The organism is Dolichospermum circinale AWQC131C (genome assembly GCF_000426905.1).
Lineage (GTDB): Bacteria > Cyanobacteriota > Cyanobacteriia > Cyanobacteriales > Nostocaceae > Dolichospermum > Dolichospermum circinale.
On sequence record NZ_KE384651.1, the window covers coordinates 109,125 to 109,341 of the forward strand.

1 protein-coding gene is annotated in these 217 nt (G+C 32.7%); it reads left to right on the forward strand.

The window, feature by feature from the left end; all coding sequences use genetic code 11:
* On the forward strand, positions 1 to 217 hold a 217-nt coding region (locus tag ACIR131C_RS26305), incomplete at both ends, for a hypothetical protein (RefSeq protein WP_196811817.1).

Genomic DNA, 217 nt, shown 5'->3' on the forward strand with positions numbered 1-217 from the left:
AACGTCTAAAAGTTATCAATATAATCGGGCTACAGGTAAGTTAGAACCTGTTAATCCCAATTTAGAGGTAGTATCAATTACAATTGATAACAAAAAATATTGTGTGCTTCCCCATCCTAGTTTAACGTCTAAAAGTTATCAATATAATCGGGCTACAGGTAAGTTAGAACCTGTTGATCCCAATTTAGAGCTAATTAAAAGTTGGGAGGTAATTAAT